This window comes from Actinospica robiniae DSM 44927 (genome assembly GCF_000504285.1).
GTDB classification, from domain to species: Bacteria; Actinomycetota; Actinomycetes; order Streptomycetales; family Catenulisporaceae; genus Actinospica; species Actinospica robiniae.
Map to the genome: position 1 here is coordinate 6,372,002 of NZ_KI632511.1, position 22,801 is coordinate 6,394,802.

The 22,801-nt window shown below is 70.6% G+C and carries 23 protein-coding genes and 1 tRNA gene; 21 read left to right on the forward strand and 3 right to left on the reverse strand.

From position 1 onward, the window contains the following. The 7 genes from hpf to pth all read left to right on the forward strand — a co-directional run bounded on the left by hpf (position 1) and on the right by pth (position 6,054). On the forward strand, positions 1–681 hold the full coding sequence (gene hpf, locus ACTRO_RS27225; protein WP_051451467.1) for a ribosome hibernation-promoting factor, HPF/YfiA family: 681 nt from the start codon (positions 1–3) through the stop codon (positions 679–681). A gap of 189 nt (positions 682–870) precedes the next feature. Beyond that, complete coding sequence (locus tag ACTRO_RS27230; RefSeq protein ID WP_051451468.1) at positions 871–1,599, forward strand: response regulator; 729 nt, start codon at positions 871–873, stop codon at positions 1,597–1,599. A 110-nt stretch (positions 1,600–1,709) separates the two neighbouring features. Then, positions 1,710–1,780: transfer RNA gene (locus ACTRO_RS27235), tRNA-Gln, on the forward strand. A gap of 154 nt (positions 1,781–1,934) precedes the next feature. Then, complete coding sequence (gene glmU / locus ACTRO_RS27240) at positions 1,935–3,407, forward strand: bifunctional UDP-N-acetylglucosamine diphosphorylase/glucosamine-1-phosphate N-acetyltransferase GlmU (protein ID WP_034276986.1); 1,473 nt, start codon at positions 1,935–1,937, stop codon at positions 3,405–3,407. Positions 3,408–3,637: 230 nt separating this feature from the next. After that, a complete protein-coding gene (locus ACTRO_RS27245; RefSeq protein ID WP_034267555.1) occupies positions 3,638–4,615 on the forward strand; it encodes a ribose-phosphate diphosphokinase in 978 nt (325 codons plus the stop codon). A 221-nt stretch (positions 4,616–4,836) separates the two neighbouring features. Then, positions 4,837–5,460, forward strand: a complete 624-nt coding sequence (locus ACTRO_RS27250; RefSeq protein ID WP_034267559.1) for a 50S ribosomal protein L25/general stress protein Ctc — start codon at positions 4,837–4,839, stop codon at positions 5,458–5,460. 18 nt (positions 5,461–5,478) lie between these two features. Further along, positions 5,479–6,054: an aminoacyl-tRNA hydrolase gene (gene pth, locus ACTRO_RS27255; RefSeq protein ID WP_034267561.1), complete on the forward strand. Its 576-nt coding sequence runs from the start codon at positions 5,479–5,481 to the stop codon at positions 6,052–6,054. A 12-nt stretch (positions 6,055–6,066) separates the two neighbouring features. Here pth and ACTRO_RS27260 read toward each other — a convergent pair whose 3' ends face one another. Both ACTRO_RS27260 and ACTRO_RS27265 read right to left on the reverse strand, forming a co-directional pair. After that, positions 6,067–6,783 carry a hypothetical protein gene (locus ACTRO_RS27260; protein ID WP_034267563.1) on the reverse strand — a complete coding sequence of 239 codons (717 nt, stop codon included), beginning with the start codon at positions 6,781–6,783 and terminating at the stop codon, positions 6,067–6,069. 19 nt (positions 6,784–6,802) lie between these two features. Beyond that, positions 6,803–7,312 (reverse strand): SigE family RNA polymerase sigma factor, encoded by a 510-nt coding sequence (locus tag ACTRO_RS27265; RefSeq protein WP_034267565.1) that lies wholly within the window; start codon positions 7,310–7,312, stop codon positions 6,803–6,805. A gap of 60 nt (positions 7,313–7,372) precedes the next feature. Between ACTRO_RS27265 and hemL the strand changes: the two genes are divergently transcribed. From hemL to ACTRO_RS27305, 8 genes are all read left to right on the forward strand, one after another. Next, the gene (gene hemL / locus ACTRO_RS27270) at positions 7,373–8,677 is read left to right on the forward strand and encodes a glutamate-1-semialdehyde 2,1-aminomutase (RefSeq protein ID WP_034267568.1); all 1,305 of its coding nucleotides are present in this window, start codon (positions 7,373–7,375) and stop codon (positions 8,675–8,677) included. A 1-nt stretch (position 8,678) separates the two neighbouring features. Further along, positions 8,679–9,353, forward strand: coding sequence for a histidine phosphatase family protein (locus ACTRO_RS27275; protein WP_034267570.1), 675 nt, complete (start codon positions 8,679–8,681; stop codon positions 9,351–9,353). 88 nt (positions 9,354–9,441) lie between these two features. After that, positions 9,442–10,026, forward strand: a complete 585-nt coding sequence (locus tag ACTRO_RS27280; protein WP_034267572.1) for a TlpA family protein disulfide reductase — start codon at positions 9,442–9,444, stop codon at positions 10,024–10,026. A 3-nt stretch (positions 10,027–10,029) separates the two neighbouring features. Next, the gene (locus tag ACTRO_RS27285) at positions 10,030–10,851 is read left to right on the forward strand and encodes a cytochrome c biogenesis CcdA family protein (RefSeq protein WP_034267574.1); all 822 of its coding nucleotides are present in this window, start codon (positions 10,030–10,032) and stop codon (positions 10,849–10,851) included. Between the two features lie 58 nt (positions 10,852–10,909). Then, positions 10,910–12,706: a cytochrome c biogenesis protein ResB gene (gene resB, locus ACTRO_RS27290; RefSeq protein WP_051451469.1), complete on the forward strand. Its 1,797-nt coding sequence runs from the start codon at positions 10,910–10,912 to the stop codon at positions 12,704–12,706. Next, positions 12,703–13,749 carry a c-type cytochrome biogenesis protein CcsB gene (ccsB, locus tag ACTRO_RS27295; RefSeq protein ID WP_034267577.1) on the forward strand — a complete coding sequence of 349 codons (1,047 nt, stop codon included), beginning with the start codon at positions 12,703–12,705 and terminating at the stop codon, positions 13,747–13,749. Before resB ends, ccsB begins: the two co-directional genes overlap by 4 nt. A gap of 144 nt (positions 13,750–13,893) precedes the next feature. Then, positions 13,894–15,498 (forward strand): LCP family protein, encoded by a 1,605-nt coding sequence (locus tag ACTRO_RS27300; protein WP_084316551.1) that lies wholly within the window; start codon positions 13,894–13,896, stop codon positions 15,496–15,498. A gap of 51 nt (positions 15,499–15,549) precedes the next feature. Continuing rightward, positions 15,550–16,623 (forward strand): dihydrofolate reductase family protein, encoded by a 1,074-nt coding sequence (locus ACTRO_RS27305; protein WP_034267580.1) that lies wholly within the window; start codon positions 15,550–15,552, stop codon positions 16,621–16,623. 106 nt (positions 16,624–16,729) lie between these two features. Here the strand turns inward: ACTRO_RS27305 and ACTRO_RS27310 are convergent, their stop codons facing one another. Next, entirely contained in the window at positions 16,730–17,119 is a 390-nt protein-coding gene (locus ACTRO_RS27310) for a hypothetical protein (RefSeq protein WP_034267583.1), read from the reverse strand. A gap of 10 nt (positions 17,120–17,129) precedes the next feature. Between ACTRO_RS27310 and ACTRO_RS27315 the strand changes: the two genes are divergently transcribed. The 6 genes from ACTRO_RS27315 (at position 17,130) to mqnE (ending at position 22,776) form a co-directional block, all read left to right on the forward strand. Next, the gene (locus tag ACTRO_RS27315; RefSeq protein WP_034267586.1) at positions 17,130–17,474 is read left to right on the forward strand and encodes a L,D-transpeptidase; all 345 of its coding nucleotides are present in this window, start codon (positions 17,130–17,132) and stop codon (positions 17,472–17,474) included. Between the two features lie 31 nt (positions 17,475–17,505). Further along, positions 17,506–18,972 (forward strand): menaquinone biosynthesis decarboxylase, encoded by a 1,467-nt coding sequence (locus ACTRO_RS27320; RefSeq protein ID WP_034267589.1) that lies wholly within the window; start codon positions 17,506–17,508, stop codon positions 18,970–18,972. Beyond that, positions 18,969–19,889: a menaquinone biosynthesis prenyltransferase MqnP gene (gene mqnP, locus ACTRO_RS27325; protein ID WP_034267592.1), complete on the forward strand. Its 921-nt coding sequence runs from the start codon at positions 18,969–18,971 to the stop codon at positions 19,887–19,889. The genes ACTRO_RS27320 and mqnP overlap by 4 nt, the downstream gene beginning before the upstream one ends. A gap of 15 nt (positions 19,890–19,904) precedes the next feature. Further along, positions 19,905–20,582 carry a UbiX family flavin prenyltransferase gene (locus ACTRO_RS27330; RefSeq protein ID WP_034267595.1) on the forward strand — a complete coding sequence of 226 codons (678 nt, stop codon included), beginning with the start codon at positions 19,905–19,907 and terminating at the stop codon, positions 20,580–20,582. Positions 20,583–21,102: 520 nt separating this feature from the next. Then, positions 21,103–21,558, forward strand: coding sequence for an Lrp/AsnC family transcriptional regulator (locus ACTRO_RS27335; protein ID WP_034276992.1), 456 nt, complete (start codon positions 21,103–21,105; stop codon positions 21,556–21,558). Between the two features lie 54 nt (positions 21,559–21,612). Further along, positions 21,613–22,776: an aminofutalosine synthase MqnE gene (mqnE, locus tag ACTRO_RS27340; protein WP_034276993.1), complete on the forward strand. Its 1,164-nt coding sequence runs from the start codon at positions 21,613–21,615 to the stop codon at positions 22,774–22,776. Positions 22,777–22,801 lie beyond the last annotated feature (25 nt).

Sequence of the window (22,801 nt, forward strand, 5' to 3'; positions counted from 1 at the left end):
GTGGAGATCGTCGTGAAGGGTCGCAAGGCTGAGGTGACCGACAGGTTCCGCAAGCACGTCGAGGAGAAGCTCAGCCGGGTCGAGCGCTACGACCACAAGGTGATCAGCCTCGACGTCGAACTCTCGAAGGAGCGCAACCCCCGTCAGAACGGCCGCTCGGAGCGGGTCGAGCTCACCATGCGCACCCGCGGGCCGGTGATCCGTGCGGAGGCCTGCGCCCAGGACGCCTACGCCGCGCTGGACATGGCCGTCGGCAAGCTCGAGGCGCGGATGCGCCGGGCCGCCGACCGGCGCCGGGTGCACCACGGCCGGCGCAGCCCGGTCTCGGTGGCGGTGGCCACCGCGGATCTGGCCGGGCCCGAGGCCGGCGACTTCCTGCCGCCGAGCGAGACCCGGGTGGGCGGGCACGAGCGGCACATGGTCGGCTCGATCGAGGTCGAGGGCGAGGGGCCGCTGGTGGTGCGGGAGAAGACCCACGCGGCCCGGCCGATGGCCCTGGACCAGGCGCTCTACGAGATGGAGCTGGTCGGCCACGACTTCTTCCTGTTCGTGGACTCGGAGAGCAAACTGCCCTCGGTGGTCTACCGCAGGCGCGGCTACGACTACGGCGTGATCCGTCTCGACGAGGACGCGTCCCACTACAGCCAGTACGAGGCGGAACTCGGCCGGGCCGCGGCCTGACCCCGCCGATCCGGTAGAGTGATCCGCCCGCTCGCGGCCCCGCGCGTGCAAGTGTGCGTATGCACGTCGCGCGGAGGGCTATTATCAGGAGTCATCGACCCCAGACGATGATGGTCCGACTACGCGGTGTGTCCGGTCGAGTTCCGGCCGGACACACGGCGAGCGGTGGAGTCCGAGGGAGGGGCTTGGATGACCGGGACTCGGCCAGGGCCCGCGGTGCCGGCGCAGCGCGGAGACGACGAACCGATCAGGGTTCTGCTGGTGGACGACCACGCGCTGTTGCGCCGGGGGCTGGACATCGTGCTGCAGACCGAGCCGGACATCGCCGTGGTCGGCGAGGCGGCGGACGGCAGCGAGGCGGTGGCCAAGGCGGCCGAGCTGCTGCCGGACCTGGTGCTGCTCGACGTCAAGATGCCCTCGCGCGACGGGATCGGCGGCGGGATCCAGGCCGCCGCGGCGATCAAGGAGGTCGCCCCGTCCACCCGGATCGTCATGCTCACCATGAGCGAGGAAGAGGACGACCTCTACCAGGCGATCAAGGCCGGGGCGTCGGGCTACCTGCTCAAGGGCATCGCCCCACACGAGATCGCCGACTCGATCCGCGCCGTGGTCGGCGGCCAGTCGCTGATCTCCCCGCCCATGGCGGCGAAGCTGCTGACCGAGTTCGCCACCATGGTGCGCCACGGCGAGGACCGCAAGAACCCGGGCCCGCCGGCGCCGCGGCTGACCGACCGCGAGCTCGAGGTGCTCAAGCTGATCGCCACCGGCGCGAACAACAGCAAGATCGCCAAGACCCTGTTCATCAGCGAGAACACGGTCAAGAACCACGTGCGCAACATCCTGGAGAAGCTCCAGCTGCACTCGCGGATGGAAGCGGTCATGTACGCCGTCCGCGAGAAGATCCTCGACCTGCCCTGACCCTCCGTCAGGCGCGCCGTCCGGCCCGCGCGGCAACGCGTTGGCGGCCGGGTGCGCGCATACGGCATCATGGATCGCGATCCCTCGCCCAGGGCGGAGGAACGCGGCGATCCCGGGTCGTCTAGCGGCAGGACATCAGATTTTGGTTCTGAGTACGGAGGTTCGAATCCTCCCCCGGGAGCACCGAGGCCGTGCCCGCACACCGGCGTCGGACCCGGCGGCGGTGCGAAGCCGTGGCCTGGACGGCCTACCTGCAAGATCACGGCGGCACCCTGCGTTCACGGCCAGCCGGTAGGCTCGGCGGCGAAACCCTCGTCGACGTGGAGGCAGTCAACGTGCCCACTGAGAATCGACCCGCCGCGGTCATCGTCCTCGCCGCCGGCGGCGGTACCCGGATGAAATCGGCCACCCCCAAGGTGCTGCACGAACTGTGCGGACGGCCCCTGGTGGGCCACGTCGTGGCGGCGGCCCGGGCGCTCGAGCCGCGGGAGCTCGCGGTGGTGGTGGGCCACGGGCGCGAGCAGGTGGCCGCGTACCTGGCCGAGGCGGAGCCGGCGGTGCGGGCCGTGGTCCAGGAGGAGCAGCACGGCACCGGGCACGCCACCCGCATCGCGATGGAGGCGCTGGGCGCCGAGCAGGAGCTCGACGGCACGGTCCTGGTCGTCACCGGCGACGCTCCGCTGCTCACCCCGGCCACCCTGCGCGCGCTGCTGGCCGCGCACGAGGGCGCCGGACGCGCGGTCACCGTGCTCAGCGCGATCGTGCCGGACCCGGCCGGCTACGGCCGGATCGTGCGTGAGGACGGGGCCGTGGTCGCGATCGTCGAGCAGCGGGACGCCGACGCCGCGCAGGCCGAGATCACCGAGATCAACTCCGGGCTGTTCGCCTTCGACGCCAAGGTGCTGCGCGAGGCCCTCGGCCGGGTCCGGCGGGACAACTCGCAGGGCGAGGAGTACCTGACCGACGTGCTCGGCATCGCCGTGCAGGACGGCCTGGCCGTCGGCGCGCACGTGGTCGAGGACTGGCACGAGACCCTGGGCGTGAACGACCGGGTGCAGCTGGCCGAGATGCGCCGGCTGCTCAACCGCCGGATCAACGAGCACTGGATGCGCGAGGGCGTGTCCGTCATCGACCCGGCCACCACCTTCATCGACGTGCAGGTCACCCTCGAGCGCGACGCCGTGCTGCACCCCAACACCCAGCTGCACGGCACCACCGTGATCGGCGAGGGCGCCGAGGTCGGGCCGAACTGCACGCTCACCGACACGATCGTGGGCACCGGCGCGGTGGTCGTCAACACCACCAGCGAGGGCGCCGAGATCGGCCCGGAGGCGACCGTCGGCCCGTACACCTACCTGCGCCCCGGCACCCGGCTCGGCCTCCGCGCCAAGGCCGGCGGCTTCGTGGAGATGAAGAACGCGGAGCTCGGCGAGGGCTCGAAGGTGCCGCACCTGTCGTACGTCGGCGACACCCGCATCGGCGTCGGCTGCAACCTCGGCGCCGGCACCATCACGGCGAACTACGACGGCGTGGCCAAGCACCGCACCGAGATCGGCGACTACGTCTTCGTCGGTTCGAACAGCGTGCTGATCGCGCCGGTCAAGCTCGAGGACGGCGCGTTCGTCGCGGCCGGATCCGCGGTCAACAGCGCGGTCGGCCCCGGCGAGCTGGCCGTGGCCCGCGGCCGGCAGCGCAACATCGCCGGCTACATCGAGCGCAAGCGGCCCGGCAGCAAGGCCGCGCAGGCCGCCGCGCTCGCCCGCGAGGCCGGCCGGACCGGCTCGGCCGAGGAAGCGCCGGGCGACTGAGCCGTCCGCACCGACGCCGAACGGCGGGTGCGGGGTCCGATCCCGGCAATCGGGATGAACCCCACACCGCCGTACGGTGTCCGGCGGGGTGAGGGCCGGACAATTTCTGCGACAATAGGGCGGGGCAGATCCCTCCGTCTGGCGACGGAACGGGTGGCAGCCCCCGGTTCCACCGAATACGCCACAGGATCGGGCACAACCCGTCGAAGCCGTTAAGGGAGCATCTCGCAGTGACCGGGATCGAGGCCACCGGCCAGAAGAAACTGATGCTGTTCTCCGGCCGGGCGCATCCGGATCTGGCCGAGGCCGTGGCCGACCAGCTCGGCATAGAGCTCGCGCCGACCCAGGCCAGAGACTTCGCCAACGGCGAGATCTACGTCCGCTTCGAGGAGTCGGTGCGCGGCAGCGACGCGTTCGTGCTGCAGAGCCACGCCGCTCCGATCAACCAGTGGATCATGGAGCAGCTGATCATGGTCGACGCGCTCAAGCGCGCCTCGGCCAAGACCATCACCGTGATCATGCCGTTCTACGGCTACGCCCGGCAGGACAAGAAGCACCGCGGCCGCGAGCCGATCTCGGCCCGGCTGATGGCGGACCTGTTCAAGCAGGCGGGCGCGAACCGGCTGATGGCCATCGACCTGCACACCGACCAGATCCAGGGCTACTTCGACGGCCCGGTCGACCACCTGTGGGCGATGCCGCTGCTGGTCGACTACATCCGGGAGAACATCGACCGGGAGCGGCTGACCATCGTCTCCCCGGACGCGGGCCGGGTGAAGGTGGCGGACAAGTGGTGCGACAAGCTCGCCGCGCCGCTGGCCATCGTGCACAAGCGCCGCGACGTCAACGTGGCCAACCAGGTCTCCGTGCACGAGATCGTCGGCGACATCAAGGACCGGGTCTGCGTCCTGGTCGACGACATGATCGACACCGCCGGCACCATCTGCGCCGCCGCCGACGCGCTCTACGAGAACGGCGCGGCCGAGGTCGTCATAGTCGCCACCCACGCGGTCTTCTCCGGCCCGGCGGTGGACCGGCTCAAGAACTCCCGGGTGAGCAAGGTCATCGTCACCGACACCCTGCCGCTGCCGGACGAGCGCCGCTTCGACAAGCTCACCGTGCTCTCGGTCGCCCCGATCGTGGCCCAGGCCATCTCGGAGGTCTTCGACAACGGCTCGGTGACCTCGATGTTCGAGGGCGTCGCCTAGACCCCGCACGTTCGAGGGCGTGGCCGGGAGGCCGCGCCCGACCCGCTAGACTTTCCGCAACGCCCGGCGAGGGAGTGGCCGGCGGCGCATCCGCGCTGCCGACGGGCTCCGTGATCGACGTGCTGATCGCGCTCCAGGCGCGGACGGGGCCACCCGCCGCGCGCGGGGTCGATTCGCCAGATCGTCCAGGCTGAAACCGACCCCACCAAGGAGGCATCACCATGTCCGAGATCAAGATAAGCGCCGAGGCGCGCGAGAACTTCGGCAAGGGCGCGGCTCGCCAGCTGCGCCGCGACGGCCGCATCCCGGCCGTGCTCTACGGGCACAAGGAAGAGGTCGTGCACCTCTCCCTGCCGGAGCACGAGCTCTTCCTCGCGCTCAAGACCCCGAACGTCCTGCTGAACCTGGACTTCGGCGGCAAGAGCCAGCTGGCCATCCCGAAGGCCGTGCAGAAGGACCCGGTCCGGCGCACCCTCGAGCACGTCGACCTGCTGCTCGTGCGCCGCGGCGAGAAGGTCACCGTGGACGTGCCGGTGATCACCACCGGCGACATCGCCCCGGGCGGCCTGCTCGAGCTGGTGGCGACCTCGCTCTCGGTCGAGGCCGAGGCCACCCACATCCCGGCCTCCTTCGAGGTCTCGGTCCAGGGCCTGGAGGAGGGCCAGCAGGTCCTCGCCGGCCAGGTCTCGCTGCCCAACGGCGTCTCGCTGGTCACCGACGCCGAGGCCGTCGTCGTGCACGTGCTCACCCCGGCCGCGAACCTGGTCGAGGAGGAGCCCGCCGAGGGCGAGGCCGAAGAGGGCGCCGAGGCCGAGGGCGAAGAGGGCGAAGCGGACGCCGAGTAGTCTGCGTATTCTGCACGCATGAACGAACCCTGGTTGGTGGTCGGGCTCGGAAACCCCGGGCCCGGCTACGCCGCCACCCGGCACAACGCCGGCTTCATGGTCGTCGACCTGCTCGCCGAGCGGATGTCCGGCCGGTTCAAGGCCGGCAAGGGCGGCGCGCACGTGCTCGAGGGCCGGATCGCCGGCCAGCGGGTGGTGCTGGTCAAGCCGCAGTCCTACATGAACCTCTCCGGCGGCCCGGCCGCCGCCGCCCAGAACTTCTACAAGGTCCCGCTCGAGCAGATCGTCGTCGTGCACGACGAGCTCGACATCGACTTCGGCGCCCTGCGGCTCAAGCGCGGCGGCGGCGACGGCGGGCACAACGGGCTGAAGTCGCTCACCAAGTCCCTCGGCTCCCGCGAGTACCTGCGGGTGCGGGTCGGCATCGGCCGCCCGCCGGGCCGCCAGGACCCGGCCGACTTCGTGCTCAAGCCCTTCTCCTCCACCGAGGCCAAGGAACTCGCGCTGAACGTCGACCGGGCCGCCGACGCCGTCGAGGCGCTGCTCACCGGCCCGCTGGAGACCGCGCAGAACCGGTACCACGCGGGCGTCTGAGCCGACGCGGCGTCAGGAGCCTTCCAGGCCCAGTTGCTTGGCGTCCTGGTAGAGGCCGAGCAGTTTCGGCGAGGACCCGAACGCGGTCCACTGCGTCTTGGTCATCTCGCTGACCGCGCCGTCGATCTGAAAGGTGAGGAACTCGTTCGGGCCCTGCCAGGACTCGACCATCACCGAGGGGTTGCCGGAGCTGTTCTCGCCGATGGTGACGACGGCGTAGACGGCGTTTCCGGTGGGTGCGTCCGGGGGGTGGCTGCCGAAGCCGACGGAGTAGTAGACCCAGAACGTGATCTTCCCGTGCGGTGTGTCGATCTGGTAGTCCAGGTCCGGGTACGGGCCGCCGTTCGGGTCCGGATTCCAGGTGACCTTCTGGTCCGGATAGGGCCAGATCGACTGCAGCGTCGAGGTCGCGCTCTCCTCGAACCGGGAGAGCTGCGAGGCCGAGACCGTCGGTGTCCGGGGGCCCGAGCCGGTCGGCTGAGGTCGTGTCACCTGCCCTGGTCCGCCCGAGTCCTCGGACCCTACGGCAGCGTGGTCGGAGCCCGGATGCGCCCAGGGCGAGGCGATGGTGAGCGTGCCGACGCCGAGCACCAGCGCCGTGCTCACGCTGACGAGGGTGGCGCGCTTGGCGGCGGTGCGCCGACGGTGGACGCGCTCCACGTCGTCGAGCTGGTCGGGCAGTTCGGGCAGGTCGGCGACGGCCGTGCCCATCAGTTCGTGCAGGTCCATGGTGCTCTCCTTCTTCGTTTCAGTGCGCGACGAGTTCGGTGAACTGATCGCCGAGCAGGTTCCTGAGTTTCTCCAGGGATCTGGAGCACTGGCTTTTCACGTTGCCCTCGCTGCAGCCGAGCGCCGCCGCGGTCTGCTCGATCGTCAGGTCCTCCCAGTAGCGCAGGATCACCATCGCCCGCGGCTTGGGCGGCAGCTGCCGGAGGGCCTGAAGGATCGTCAGCCGCAGATCCGTCGTCGCGTCGTGCGCGGGGGCGTGGTGCGCCGCGGACCGGCTGCTCGCCAGCGTGTGGATCTCCGCCTCGCGCCGCAGCCGGCGCCGCTCGGACAGGAACGTGCGCACCAGCGCCGTGTGCACGTAGCCGTCGGGATTGTCCGCGTCCCGCACCCGGTTCCAGGACTTCAGCAACGCCACCAGGGTGGACTGGACCAGGTCCTGGGCCCGGTCCCGGTTGCCGCACAGCAGGTACGCGGTCCGGTAGAGCTGTTGTTGTCGCTCGCGGGCGAAGGCCGCGAAATCCTCATCCATACCCACTCTGAGCGCCCCCGGCGTGCCCGGGTTGCAGGGAGCCGATGAGAGACTGGGACGGTGAGCTACGACTACGACGCCCCCGCCTCGGCCAGACTCTTCGACCGCGCCCAGCTGGTCACCCCCGGCGGGGTCAACTCGCCGGTGCGCGCGTTCCGCGGCGTGGGCGGCACGCCCCGGTTCATGGTGTCCGGCAAGGGCGCCTACCTCACCGACGCGGACGGGCGCGAGTACGTCGACCTGGTCTGCTCCTGGGGGCCGATGATCCTCGGGCACGCGCACCCGGCCGTGCTCGAGGCGGCGGGCGCCGCGCTGGCCCACGGCACGTCCTTCGGCACGCCGAGCGAGGGCGAGGTGGCGCTGGCCGAGGAGATCACGGCCCGGATCGCGCCGGTCGAGCAGGTGCGGCTGGTCTCCTCCGGCACCGAGGCCACCATGTCCGCGATCCGGCTCGCCCGCGGCTACACGGGCCGCTCCAAGGTGGTGAAGTTCGCCGGCTGCTACCACGGCCACGTCGACGCGCTGCTCGCGGCGGCCGGCTCCGGCCTCGCGACGCTCGCCCTGCCGGACACCCCCGGGGTGACCGGCACGCAGACCGGCGACACCATCGTGCTGCCGTACAACGACCTCGACGCGGTACGGGCCGCGTTCGCCGAGCACGGTGGCGAGATCGCGTGCGTGATCACCGAGGCGGCCGCCGGGAACATGGGCGTGGTCCCGCCGCTGCCGGGCTTCAACGCGGGTCTGCGTGAGTTGTGCCACACCCACGGCGCGCTCTACATCTCCGACGAGGTGATGACCGGCTTCCGCACCTCGCGCGAGGGCTGGTTCGGCATCGACGGGGTGGTGCCGGACCTGATGACCTTCGGCAAGGTCATGGGCGGCGGCTTCCCGACCGCCGCGTTCGGCGGCCGGGCCGAGGTGATGGCCCAGCTCGCCCCGAACGGCCCGGTCTACCAGGCCGGCACGCTCTCCGGGAACCCGGTGGCCACCGCGGCGGGCCTGGCCACGCTGCGGCACTGCACCCCGGAGGTCTACACCCATCTGGAGGCGACCGCGAAGACGATCGCGTCCCTGGCCTCCGAGGCCCTCGCCCGCGAGGGCGTGGCGCACCGGGTGCAGTTCGCCGGCACCATGTTCTCGATCTTCTTCACCGACGCCGAGGTGGTGGACTACGCCACCGCGAAGACCCAGGACACCGACCGGTTCAAGGCCTTCTTCCACGCCATGCTCGCCCACGGCGTCTACCTGCCGCCGAGCGCGTTCGAGGCCTGGTTCGTCTCGGCCGCGCACGACGACGCCGCGGTGGCCCGGATCGCGGACGCGCTGCCCGCGGCGGCCCGAGCAGCCGCCGCGCACTCGTAGGATGAGCGACATGACGCAGATCGATCCCGGGGTCAAGACCGTCGTGCACGTGATGCGCCACGGCGAGGTGCACAACCCCCAGGGCATCCTCTACGGACGCCTGCCCGACTTCCACCTGTCCGAGCTCGGCCGCAAGATGGCCGAGCGCGGTGCCGAGTTCTTCGCCGAGCGCGACGTGGTGCACGTGGTCGCCTCGCCGCTGGACCGGGCGCAGGAGACCGCGGCGCCGATCGCGGCCCGGCGCGACCTCGAGGTGGCCACCGACGGCCGGCTGATCGAGGCGGCGAACTTCTTCGAGGGCAAGCGCTTCAGCGTCGGTGACGGGGTGCTCAAGAAGCCGCAGACGTGGCCCAAGCTCTACAACCCGCTGCGCCCGTCCTGGGGCGAGCCGTACAAGGAGCAGGTGGCCCGGATGCGCGCCGCGATCGAGACGGCCCGGGACAACGCGCTCGGACACGAGGCGGTGTGCGTCAGCCACCAGCTGCCGATCTGGGTCTCCCGGCTCGCCGCGGAGCACCGGCCGCTGTGGCACGACCCGCGCAAGCGGCAGTGCTCGCTGGCCTCGGTCACCTCGTTCGTGTTCGTGGGCGAGCAGCTCGTCGGGCTCGAGTACCACGAGCCCTCCGGGGACCTGCTGCCGATCAAGGCCACCAAGAAGTTCGTCGCGGGGGCCTGACGGCGGCCGCAGGGGCCCTCACCTGAGTCAGCCTGAGAACGGCTGACCCGACGGCTTCGTCCGAAATCGGCCGTGCGAGACTCTTCGCATGGTCGCATCGAACCCAGGCCGTCGGGCCGGAGCGCTCGCGCTCTCGCTGTCCGCCGCCGCAGCGCTGCTGGCCGGCTGTTCCGGCTCGGGCAGCTCCGACGGGGGCAACATCGGGTACGTCAACGTCGCCACCGGTATCACCCAGATCAAGGCGGCGGACCGGCAGGCCGCCCCCAAGCTGGCCGGCAGCACGCTGGACGGCGCCGCGTACACGACGTCGTACTCGGGGCACGTGACCGTGATCAACGTCTGGGGCTCCTGGTGCACGCCGTGCCGGGAGGAGGCCGCGAGCCTGGCCGAGACGTACCAGAAGTACGAGGGCAAGGGCGTGCAGTTCCTCGGCATCAACACCCGGGACGACAACGCCGCGGCGCTGACCTACCAGGCGCACTTCGACATCGGCTACCCCTCGCTGCAGGACCCGAACGAGACGCTGGTGCTCGACCTCAAGCAGATCATCCCGGCCACCAGCGTTCCGGCCACCGTGATCGTGGACGCGAACGGCAAGGTCGCGGTGCGCTGCCTCGGCAGCATCACCGAGCCCGAGCTCGCCAAAGAGCTCGACTACGTCCTCGGGAGCTGACCGGTGTCGTCTGTCCAGCCCCTGATCTACAGCGGCTCGCTGCTGCTCGCGGTCCCGGTGGCCGTCGCCGCCGGGGCGGTCTCCTTCGCCTCGCCGTGCGTGCTGCCGCTGGTGCCCGGCTACCTCTCCTACGTCACCGGCATGTCCGCGGTGGACGCGCAGGACCGGCAGTCGGCCGAGCGGACCGCGGCCGACGGCGAGGCCGCGGCCGGGCGGTGGTCGCGCTTCGGCGCCCGGCACCGGACGCTGCTCGGCGCGCTGCTGTTCGTGCTGGGCTTCTCCGCCGTGTTCGTCTCCGCCGGGGCCGCCTTCGGCTACGCGGGCGCGCATCTGCTGGCCCATCAGCGCGGGCTGGACATAGCCTTCGGCCTGGTCATGATCCTGATGGGGGTCTTCTTCGCCGGCCTGGTGCCGGACCGCTGGAGCTCCCTGCTGATGCGCGACGCGCGGGTGCACTACCGCCCGGCGATGGGACTGGTCGGCGCGCCGCTGCTCGGGGTGGTCTTCGGCCTCGGCTGGACCCCCTGCCTCGGGCCGACCCTGGCGGTGGTCCAGGAACTGGCGGTGGATCAGGGCACGGCCGTTCGCGGCGCGGTGCTGGCCGCGTTCTACTGCCTCGGTCTCGGCCTGCCGTTCCTGCTCACCGCGCTGCTCTTCGGCCGGGCGATGCAGGCGATCGGCTGGCTCAAGCGGCACTACACCGCGATCACCCGGCTCGGCGGCGGCATGCTCGCCCTGGTCGGACTGGCCCTGGTCAGCGGGGTCTGGCAACAGCTGATCGCGCATATGCAGAGCCTGGTGCACGGATTCAACCTGCCCCTGTGACTCCCGCGAGAGCGTAGAAGGACCGTTGGACGCGGGGATGACGAGAAGGACAGCCCAAGTGAGTGAGACAGCGCAGGAGGCCGCCGAGGCGGCCGGGCCCGAACCCGCGCCCGACGAGGGGGCGGCCGCGACCGCGCCGGCCGACCAGGCCGCCGAGGGCGGCTTCGTCGCGCCCGGCTCCGCCGAGGACGCGGCCGAGGCCCTGGCGACCGAGCGGGCGGAGAAGCTCTCCACCGCGCCGAAGGCCGACGACGCCGCCATAGCGGTGCCGCGCCTCGGCGCCCTCGGCATGGCGCGCTGGTTCTGGCGGCAGCTGACCTCCATGCGCATCGCGCTGGTGCTGCTGTTCATGCTGTCGCTGGCCGCGATCCCCGGCTCGATCCTGCCCCAGCTGAGCATCGACCCGTCCAAGGTCACCACGTTCTACCAGACGCACAAGACCTGGGCGCCGATCCTCAACGACCTGCAGCTGTTCAACGTGTTCGAGTCGACCTGGTTCGGCGCGATCTACCTGCTGCTGTTCATCTCGCTGATCGGCTGCATCGTGCCGCGCTCGTGGGCGCACTACAAGGCGATGCGCACCAGCCCGCCGGCCGCGCCGCGCAACCTCAAGCGGCTGCCGGTGCACGCCTCGTTCACCACCACCTCCGCGCCGGACGAGGTGCTCGCCCTGGCGGCGAAGCGGCTCAAGACCCGCCGGTTCAAGGCCGTGCGCGGCACCGACCGCACCGGCAACGGCTGGATCTCGGCGGAGAAGGGCTACCTGCGCGAGACCGGCAACCTGCTCTTCCACCTCTCCCTGATCGGCATCCTGGTCGGCGTGGCGATGGGCCACTTCTTCGGCTTCAAGGGCGCGGTGCTGGTCACCGAGGGCGGCGGCTTCAGCGACACGGTCGCCAACTACGACAGCCTCACCCTCGGCCCGGCCGTGGGCCCGCAGGACCTGCCGAACTTCCGCTTCACGCTGAACAAGTTCTCCGCCACCTACCAGGAGAGCGGCGACCAGTTCGCCCAGCCGCGCACCTTCGACGCCTACGTCACCCTCTACGACACGCCCGCCAGCAAGCCGAACAAGGTCGACGTCCAGGTCAACAAGCCGATCAACGTCAACGGGACGAACGTGTTCCTGGAGAGCCACGGCTACTCCCCGGTGGTCGAGGTCAAGGACGGCCAGGGTCACGTCCTGTTCGACGGGCCGCAGATCTTCCTGAGTGACGGCGACGAGTACTTCAACTCCAGCGGCGCGATCAAGGCCCCGGGCTACGGCTCGAGCAGCGGCGCCGACCTCGGCTTCTCCGGCTGGTTCCTGCCGGACGCGTTCGTGCAGACCGGCGCCATGCCGACGTCGATCTTCCCGGCGGCGGAGAACCCGATGCTGATCCTGTCCGCCTACTCCGGCGACCTGAACATGGACGGCGGCGAGGACCAGAGCGTCTACAGCCTGGACACCTCGAAGATGAAGCAGCTCGACGTGAAGTCCAAGAGCTCGAGCGCCGACTCCGGCAACGCCCTGGAACTGAAGGTGGGCGACACCGCCACCCTGCCCGGCGGGCTCGGCTCGATCACCTTCGTCGGGTACAAGCAGTGGGCGCAGTTCAACATCGCCGACGACCCGGGCCAGAAGGTGGTGCTGCCCTCGGCGGTGCTCGCCGTGCTCGGCCTGGTCGGCTCGCTCGGCATCCGCCGCCGCCGGATCTGGGTGCGGGTGACCGAGCAGGAAGACGGCACCCGCCTGGTCGAGGTGGCCGGCCTGGCCCGGACCGAGGGCGCGACGCCCACCGCCGAAGTGACCCAAACCGCGCAAGCCCTGGCCGCCGCCGTCCGGCGTCCCGTTCCCGATGGAGCCTCCGCGTGAGCATCAACGAGACATTCGCGCACTACAGCAATCTGTTCATCATCCTGGCGCTGACCATGTACGCGATCGCGTTCGTGGCCTACACCGCGGAGTGGGCCTTCGGCACGCGGTCCCGGTTCGGCCGCAAGGTCGAGCAGGTCGGCTCGAAGCAGGAGGCCCGGCTGGTGCGCCAGGCGGCGGCCCCGGCGGTGGAGTCGGTGAACGCGGCCGACGGCGGCAACGGCGTGACCGTGCTGACCCGCGCGGTGGCCGAGGACGAGGAGCCGACGATCTCCAACGGCAACCTGCGGGCCGAACTGGTCGGCCGCTTCGCCGTGATCGTCAGCGTGCTCGCGTTCGCCTTCCACTTCGCCGGCGTGCTCTGCCGCGGCCTGGCCGCGCACCGGGTGCCGTGGGCGAACATGTACGAGTTCTCCTGCGCCGCCTCGCTGGCCATGAGCCTGGCCTACGTGGTCCTGCTCGGCCTGCGCAAGAAGGTGCGCTGGCTCGGTCTGCCGGTCACCTTCATCGTGCTGATCACCCTGGGCATCGCCTGGACGCTGCTCTACACCGACGCCGAGGAACTGGTCCCGGCGCTGCACTCGTACTGGCTCTACATCCACGTCACCGCGGCTGTGATCAGCACCGGCGCCTTCGGCGTGGCCACCGTGGCGACGCTGCTCTACCTGGTCAAGGCGGCGAACGAGGAGGGCGGGCTGTCCCGGCTGACCGACGCCCTGGACCGGCTGCCGTCCTCGGTGGCGCTGGACCGCACCGCGTACCGGGTGATCGCCTTCATCTTCCCGCTGTGGACCTTCGCCATCATGGCCGGCGCGGTCTGGGCGGAGAAGGCCTGGGGCCGGTACTGGGGCTGGGACCCCAAGGAGACCTGGTCGTTCATCGTCTGGGTGGTCTACGCCGCCTACCTGCACGCGCGGGCCACGCACGGCTGGAAGGGCAAGGCCGCGGCCTACGTCGCGCTGCTGGCGTTCGCCTGCGTGCTGTTCAACTACTTCGGTGTGAACACGATGCTCACCGGCAAGCACTCCTACGCGGGACTGTAAAGGTCTGTAGACCGTTCTGTAACAACCGGGCGACGAACCCCAAATCGGGAAACCGGGGCTAATCGCCCCTCGTCTCTCTCTTCGGACATCAGGCGCGGCGGCTGAGGTACGGCCGCCGCCGCCGTGTCGGGAAGGACGAGGATCATGCACGACGGCGGTTCGGAGACCGAGGAGTTGTGGAACCCGCCGCCTGAGGGCCAGGTCAACAGGGAACTGGACCTGGACGAGCTGGGCGGCGGCGGGCGCCGCCGCGGGCGCGGGCGGACCGGCGGCTCACCCTCGCGCCGGCGCAAGATCCTGAAGTGGACCGCGATCGGCACCGCCGCGGTCGTGGCCGTGGTGGCCGGCCTCGGCACCTACCTGGTGCTGCACCTCGACGGGAACATCAAGCACACCGCGCTGCTGCCGACCGGGATCACCCAGTCCTCCGAGGCCCCGGACAAGTTCGGCGACACCGCCATGAACATCCTGGTCATCGGCACGGACGCGCGGGTGAGCGCGGCGGACTGCTCGCTCGGCGGGGACTGCTCGAGCAGCGGCAGCGGGAACTCGGACGTGATGATGGTCGTGCACCTCGCGGCCGACCGGTCCAACTCGACCATCATGTCCATACCCCGGGACACCATGACCCAGGTCCCCGACTGCGGCTCGAACAAGTCGTACTACGGGATGATCAACTCCTCGATGCAGTACGGCGCCTCCTGCACCGTCGCCACCGTGAACAAGCTCACCGGCCTGACCATCGACCACTACATGGAGGTCGACTTCGAGGGCGTCGTGAACATGTCCGACGCGCTCGGCGGCGTCCCGGTGTGCGTGAGCGACTCGATGTACGACAAGGACTCGGGCCTGCGGCTGAACGCCGGCACCACGGTGGTCAAGGGCAAGCAGGCGCTGGAGTTCGTGCGCACCCGGCACGGCTTCTACGACGGCTCCGACCTCGGCCGCGAGAAGGCGCAGCACATCTTCCTGTCCGACATGATCCGGCAGCTGCGCTCCGAGGCCTCGCTCACCAACCTGGGCAACCTCTACTCCATAGCCAACGCGGCGACCAAGTCGCTGCAGGTGGACAACGGACTGGCCGGGGTGACCAACCTGATCAGCCTGTTCAACACCATGAACAAGGTCCCGACCGACCGGGTCACCTTCGTCACCATGCCCTGGGAGCTCGACCCGGCCAACACCGAGCGGGTGATCCCGGAGCAGGCCCAGGCCGAGAAGATGTTCAGCAACATCAAGAACGACGTCGCCTACTCCGGCACCAAGAGCGCCGACTCCGCCACCTCGAGCCCCGGGACCGACAGCGCCACGCCCGATTCCGGCAGCGCCTCGGACGTGGTCACCTCGCAGGTGCACGCGCGGATCCTGAACAGCACCGGCGTCTCCGGCCGCGCCGCCGACCTGACCGAGGCGCTGACCTCGGCCGGCTTCAGCTCGGCCGACCTGTCCACCGGCAACATCGCCTCGACCGCGAAGACCGTGGTCTACTACCCGTCCAACCGGGCCGACTCCGCCGCGGCGGTGGCCGACGCGCTGGGCATCCCCAGCACGGACCTGGTGAAGTCGAGCTCGTACTCCGAGGTGACGGTCGTCGTCGGCACGGACTGGAGCACCGGCACGAGCTACCCGGCGAGCGGCGGCGGCGCGTCGGCGACGTCCGCGGCCAGCGCGCCGTCCGAGTCCTCGGCCCTGAACGCCGCCACCACCGGCCAGTGCGTGCAGGTCGCCTCCAACGACATCGTGCACTGACCCGGTAGGGGCCGGGCGTCGGCGGCCGACCGGGACGCTACGATCGGCCCCATGCACGTCCTGCTGAGTTTCGCCGCCTCCCTGGACGGCTTCCTCGACGACGCCTCGCCGAACCGGCTGCTCCTGTCCAACCCGGCGGACTTCGACCGGGTGGACGCCGTCCGGGCCGAATGCGACGCGATCCTCGTCGGGGCGGGCACCGTCCGCGCAGACGACCCGCGGCTGCTGGTGCGCTCGGCCGAGCGGCGGGCCGCGCGGGTGGCCAGGGGCCTGCCGCCGAGCCCGCTGCGGGTGGTGCTCGGCGGAGCCGGCGGGATCGATCCCGGCGCCGCGGTGCTGACGGTTCCGGGCGCCGAGACCGTGGTGATCGAGGGCCGTCCGGAGCCGCGCGCGGTGCTGGCCGAGCTCGAGCGGCGCGGTGTACGACGTCTGATGGTCGAGGGCGGATCCGCCGTGCTCGCCGCGTTTCTGGCCGCGGACCTCGTCGACGAGATCCAGCTCGCCTCGGCGCCCTTCCTGATCGGCGACGCCGTCGCGCCGCGCGCGTTCGGGCTGCCCGGCGCCGCCGTGTTCCCGCAGAGCCCGTCCCGCCGGATGATCCTGGCCGAGTCGCGCGCCCTCGGCGACGTGCAGTACTCGCGTTATCTGGTGCGCCGCGGCCATTCCGACGAGGAACTGCTGCGGCTGACCGTCGAGCTCTCCCGTTCCTGCCCGCCGGTGCTCAGGGCTTATTCGGTCGGCGCGATCATCGCGGCGCCGGACGGCACCGTGCTCAGTACCGGATACTCGCGCGAACCGCTCTACGGGCTCGGCGATCCGTCAGCCAACCACGCCGAAGAAGTGGCCATCGCCAAGCTGGGGCACGACGATCCGCGGCTGCGCACCGCGACGATCTACAGTTCGCTCGAACCCTGTTCCCCGCGCGCCTCACGCCCCGTCAGCTGCAGCGACCACATCCTCGCGGCCGGCATCCCCAGGGTCGTGCTGGCCTGGCGCGAACCGGCCCTGCTCGCCGTGTGCGACGGCGCAGAAAGGCTGCGGGCCGCCGGGGTGGAGGTGGTCGAGCCGGAAGGCTTCGCCGCCGCCGTCGGCGAGGTAAACAGGGTCGTTCTGTCTCAGGATTGAACATACTGAATAACAACTCGGACACACATCAACCTGAGGCCCTGGCTAGGCGTCATGTCATCGGGCTACAACCCCGGTGAGACCTGCTTGAGGGGCAGGGCCGCCGTCAGCGCAGGGAGAGCGCAGTGTCCGCATTCCGCCGTTCCATCCCGTTCATCGCCGGAGGCGTCCTGCTCGCCGCCTCCGCGTTCGCCGCCTCCGGATGCTCGGCCACGGCCGAAGCCGAACCCGTCGCGCACGCCGCGGGGGCCACCGCCGCGGCCACCACCACCACGTCCGCCGCGTCGCCGTCCGCGTCGCCGTCCGCGTCGCCGTCCGCGTCGCCGTCCGCGTCGCCGTCCGCCTCGCCGGCCGCGACCTCGGCGAGCCCGTCGCCGTCCGACTCCCCGTCGGCCTCTAAGTCCAGCGCCGCCGCCACGCCCTCGACCACCCCGAAGAGCAAGCCGTCGACCGAGTCCGCGGCCGACGTCCTCGCCGCGAAGAACGCCGCGCTCAAGCGCGAAGGAGTGCCCTGCGACGCGACCGCTATAGCCTGCGTCTCGCTGTCCAAGCAGGAGGCCTGGCTGCTCAAGGACGGCAAGGTCGTCTACGGCCCGGTCAAGGTCGCCACCGGCCGCGCCAGCCTGCCCACGCCGGCCGGGGACTTCAAGGTCTACTACAAGGTGGTGGACGGCTGGTCGACCACCTACAGCGCCCCGATGCCCTACAGCGTCTTCTTCTACAAGGGCGACGCCTTCCACGAGGACCCGGTCACCGTGCGTTCCCACGGCTGCGTCCACCTGTCGCTGACGCACGCCGAGTACTTCTACAAGTTCCTGCACCTCGGGGACAAGGTGGAAGTCCGGTCCTGACAGTCGACCGGGGCGGTGGATACTTGTCGACATGGCCTATGAAGATCTCCGCTCGTTTCTCAAGGCCCTCGAGAAGGAGGGCGAGCTGCGCCGGGTGAAGGCGGAGGTCGACCCCTACCTCGAGATCGGCGAGATCACCGACCGGGTGCAGAAGCACCGGCCGGCCGGGCAGCTCGGACCGGCGCTGCTGTTCGAGAACGTCAAGGGCTCGAAGCTGCCGCTCGCCATGAACGTCTTCGGGAGCGAGCGGCGGCTGTGCCTCGCCCTCGGGCTGCAGAGCCTGGACGAGATCGGCGACCGGATCGCCGGTCTGCTCAAGCCGGAGATGCCGCACGGCGTCTCCGGCTTCAAGGACGCGCTGGGCAAGGCGGCGCAGCTGCGCACCGTGCCGCCGAAGAAGGTGCGCACCGCGCCGTGCCAGGAGATCGTGCTCAGCGGCGACGAGGTCGACCTGGACCTGCTGCCCGCGCTGCACACCTGGCCGCAGGACGGCGGCGCGTTCTTCAACCTGGGCCTGACCCACACCAAGCACCCGGAGACCGGCCAGCGCAACCTGGGCCTGTACCGCCTGCAGCGCCACGACGCGCGCACGGTCGGCATGCACTGGCAGATCCACAAGGACTCCACCAACCACTACGCCGTCGCGCAGCGCCGCGGCGAGCGGCTGCCGGTCGCGATCGCGTTCGGCTGCCCGCCGGTGGTCAGCTACGCGGCCACCGCGCCGCTGCCGGCGGACATCGACGAGTACTTGTTCGCCGGATTCATCCAGCGCGAGCGGGTCGAGCTGGTGGACTGCAAGACGGTGCCGCTGCAGGTGCCCGCGCACTGCGAGGTGGTGCTCGAGGGCTGGCTCGAGCCCGGCGTCACCCGGCCCGAGGGCCCGTTCGGCGACCACACCGGCTTCTACACCCCGGTCGAGCCGTTCCCCGCGCTGACCGTCACCACCATGACGATGCGCAAGAACGCGATGTTCCAGTCCATCGTGGTCGGCCGGCCGCCCACCGAGGACGGCCCGCTGGGCAAGGCCACGGAGCGTTTCTTCCTGCCGCTGCTCAAGATGATCATCCCGGACATCGTCGACTACGACCTGCCGGAGACCGGCGGCTTCCACAACTGCGCCATCGTCTCGATCGACAAGCGCTTCCCCAAGCACGCGCAGAAGGTGATGCACGCGATCTGGGGCGCCGGCCTGATGTCGCTGACCAAGCTGATCGTGGTCGTCGACGCGGACTGCGACGTGCACGACTACGCCGAAGTGTCCTGGCGCGCCTTCGGGAACGTGGACTACGCGCGCGACCTGATGCTCACCGAGGGCGCCGTGGACCACCTGGACCACGCCTCCTACCAGCAGTTCTGGGGTGGCAAGATCGGCCTGGACGCCACGCGGAAACTGCCCGAGGAGGGGTACACGCGCAACGGCGGCTGGCCCGAGATGATCGTCTCCGATCCGGCCACCGCGGCCAAGGTGGATCGGCGTTGGAAGGAGTACGGCCTGTGACCACGGTCAACGACGCGACCGGGGCGGTACCGGCCCGCGGCCTCGGCGGCAAGGCGAAGGCGTTCAAGAACCTGGTGCTGCTCGAGCACTCGGTGTTCGCGCTGCCCTTCGCCTACATCGCCGCCCTGACGGCCATGTTCTCCGATTCGAAGACGGTGCACTGGCGCCAGCTGGTGCTGGTGACGATCGCGATGGTGGGCGCGCGCAGCTTCGCCATGGCGGTCAACCGGATCATCGACCGCGAGTTCGACGCGCGCAATCCGCGCACTGCCCGGCGCGAGCTGGTGACCGGTGTGCTCTCGGTCAAGACCGCCTGGGTCGGCGCGATCACCGCTCTCGCGGTGTTCCTGGCCGCGGCCGCGTCGCTCAACTGGCTGGCCTTCTGGCTGGCGCCGCTCGCGGTGCTGCCGCTGGTGCTCTACCCCTACGGCAAGCGGTTCACCAACGTCCCGCACGCGCTGCTGGGCCTGGCCCAGGCGATCGGCCCGATCGGCGCGTGGGTCGCGGTGACCGGCACGTGGAGCTGGGACGCGGTGGTGCTCGGCCTGGCCGTGGGCATCTGGATCGGCGGGTTCGACCTGATCTTCGCGCTGCAGGACATCGAGACCGACCGCGAGCAGGGTCTCGGCTCGGTGCCGGCCAAGTGGGGCGTGGCCGTGGCGCTGAACGCCGCGCGCGGCTCGCACGTGGTGACCATGGCGCTGTTCATCCTGTTCGGCGGGCTCACCCACGCCGGGGCGTTCTGGTGGTTCGGCATCGTCGTGGTGGCCGCGGCCTTCGTCTACGAGCACGCGCTGCTCAGCCCGACCGACCTGACCCGCCTCAACCGCGCGTTCTTCACCGTGAACGGCTTCGTCGGCATCGCGCTGTTCTGCTTCGCGCTGATCGACCTGCTGGTGCGCGGTCTGCGCGGGTGACGTAGCGTCAAAGCCATGAGCGAGCCTGATTCGTCCCGGTATGCGCCGCGCCGACCCTGGGTGGTCGGGATCTCCGGCGCGTCCGGGACCCCGTACGCGCTCTCCGCGATCGGCGGGCTGCTGGGGGCGGGGGAGCAGGTCGACCTGGTGGTCAGCCGGGCGGCGCGGCTGACCATCCTGGACGAGACCGGGATCTCGTTCCGCGACGCGCACTGGCGCGAGGACCTGGCCGCACTGCTGGACTGGAAGAGCACTGACCCGCGGTTGGACGCGGTGCGCTACTGGCACGCGGGGGACTTCGCCGCGGGCCCGTCCTCCGGCAGCTATCCGGCCAAGGGCATGGTGGTCATCCCCGCGACGGCGGCGGCAGTGGCCGGCATCAGCATCGGACTGTCGAAGGATCTGCTGCAGCGCGCGGCTTCGGTGAATCTGAAGGAGCGCCGGCCGCTGGTGATCGTGCTGCGCGAGGCACCGCTGAGCTCGAGCACACTCGAGCAGTTGCTCGCGCTCAGCCGAGCCGGCGCGGTGGTGCTGCCCGCGTCCCCGGGCTTCTACGCGGGCGGCCAGAGCGTGCAGCGGCTGGTGGACTTCGTGGCCGGCAAGGCCCTGGACGCGCTTGGCGTCCAGCACGATCTGCTGCGCCGCTGGTCGGGCACGCTCGGCGAGGCCCGGCTCGAAGACGGGGCGGAATAGCGCGAGGCGCCGGACCCGGTCGGGGAGATCTGGGTGGGGGACGGCTCGGAAAGCGCGAGGCGCCGGACCCGGTCGGGGAGATCTGGGTGGGGGACGGCTCGGAAAGCGCGAGGCGCCGGACCCGGCCGGAGGGAGGGGGACGGCTCGGGTGCGGCGCCTCGGGGGGAGAGCGGTCAGATGGTCTTCGGCGCGCTGGTCAGCGCGCGGTCTTCGTACGCGGGCGCTTGCGGGCGATCTTGACCAGGCGGGCCTGGCGCGCCTCGGCGAGCCGCTCGGCGTGAAGGGCTTTCAGGAACTCGGTGTTGTAGATCATCTTCTCCGCAGCCTCTTTAAAATTGAAGATGTTGTCGTCTGTATGCCTTAGATTCTAAGGCTCCAAGGCGGGAATGTCTAATTGATCACAGGCGTGGTTCGGGCCTTCGCGCGCGGCGGTACCCTGGGACCCGACCCGCGCGCCCCCTTCGCGCCGGTTCTGGCGGGATCCGGGCGCGACCCGGACGGGCGGAAGGCGGAGAGCACGGTGGACGCGGTCGACCGCACCCTGGTGGAGGCGCTGCGAGCCAACGGGCGGGCCACCTACGCCGAACTGGCCCGGCTGGTGGGCCTGTCCGGCCCGAGCGTGACCGACCGGATCAACCGGCTGGAACAGGCCGGGGTGATCACCGGCTACCGCGCGGCGGTGAACCCGGGCTCGCTCGGGCTCGGGGTGACCGCGCTGATCGGCGTGCTGCTCTCGGACGCCGCCGACCACGACGACGTCGCCCGCCGGCTCAAGGACGTGCCCGAGATCGAGGACTGCTGGTTCGTGGCCGGCGAGGAGTCCTACCTGCTCAAGGTGCGCGCCGCCGACCCGCTGGGCCTGGAGAAGATCATCGGCCGGCTCGGCCGCATCCGCGGCGTCGCCCGCACCCGCACCACCATCGCCCTGTCCACCAAGTGGGAGGGCCGGCAGATCCCCATCCCGGCCGAGGACTGATCCCGGCGTAGGCTGGGCCCGCTATCTACTGCCGAAGGTGTGAAGGAGCGGGCCGTGGACGTCGGTCTCAAGCGGGAACTGGAAGCCAAGGTGCTCGCCGGCGAACGGCTCGAGCGCGCCGACGGCGAAGCCCTCTACGCCTGCGACGACCTCGCCTGGCTCGGCTCGCTCGCGCACGAGGTGCGCACCCGCAAGAACGGCGACCGGGTCTACTTCAACGTCAACCGGCACCTGAACATGACCAACGTCTGTTCGGCCTCCTGCGCCTACTGCTCCTTCCAGCGCAAGCCGGGCGAGAAGGACGCGTACACGATGCGCATCGAGGAGGCCGTGCGGCTGGCCAAGGAGATGGAGCCGGACGGCATCACCGAGCTGCACATCGTCAACGGCCTGCACCCGACCCTGCCGTGGCGCTACTACCCCAAGTCGATCAGCGAGCTCAAGGCCGTGCTGCCGAACGTCTCGATCAAGGCGTTCACCGCGACCGAGATCCACTGGTTCGAGCGGATCTCGGGCCTCAGCGCGGACGAGATCCTGGACGAGCTGATCGAGGCCGGCCTGGAATCGCTCACCGGGGGCGGCGCGGAGATCTTCGACGAGGAGGTGCGCCGCCGGATCGTGGACCACGAGACGCACTGGGAGGACTGGTCGCGCATCCACCGGCTCGCCCACGGCAAGGGCCTGCGCACCCCCTCGACCATGCTCTACGGCCACATCGAGGAGCCGCGTCACCGCGTCGACCACGTGCTGCGGCTGCGTGAGCTGCAGGACGAGACCGGCGGCTTCGCCGTGTTCATCCCGCTGCGCTTCCAGCACGACTACCACGACTCCAAGGACGGCAAGCAGCGCAACCGGCTGATGGACCAGCCGATGGCCACCGGAGCCGAGGCGCTCAAGACCTTCGCCGTCTCCCGGCTGCTGCTCGACAACTTCGACCACGTCAAGTGCTTCTGGGTGATGCACGGACTCGGCACCGCCGGGCTCTCGCTCAACTACGGCGTCGACGACCTCGACGGCTCCGTGGTCGAATACAAGATCACTCATGACGCGGACGAGTTCGGCACGCCGAACAAGATGACCCGCGACAGCCTGCTCGACCTGATCCGCGACGCCGGGTTCACCCCGGTCGAGCGCAACACCAGGTACGAGGTCGTGCGCGAGTTCCCCGGGCCGGACCCGCTGCGCCGGGAGAACCCGCAGTCGATGGCGTTCGCATAGGGGAGCGGCGGGGGCGGCGGCCGCC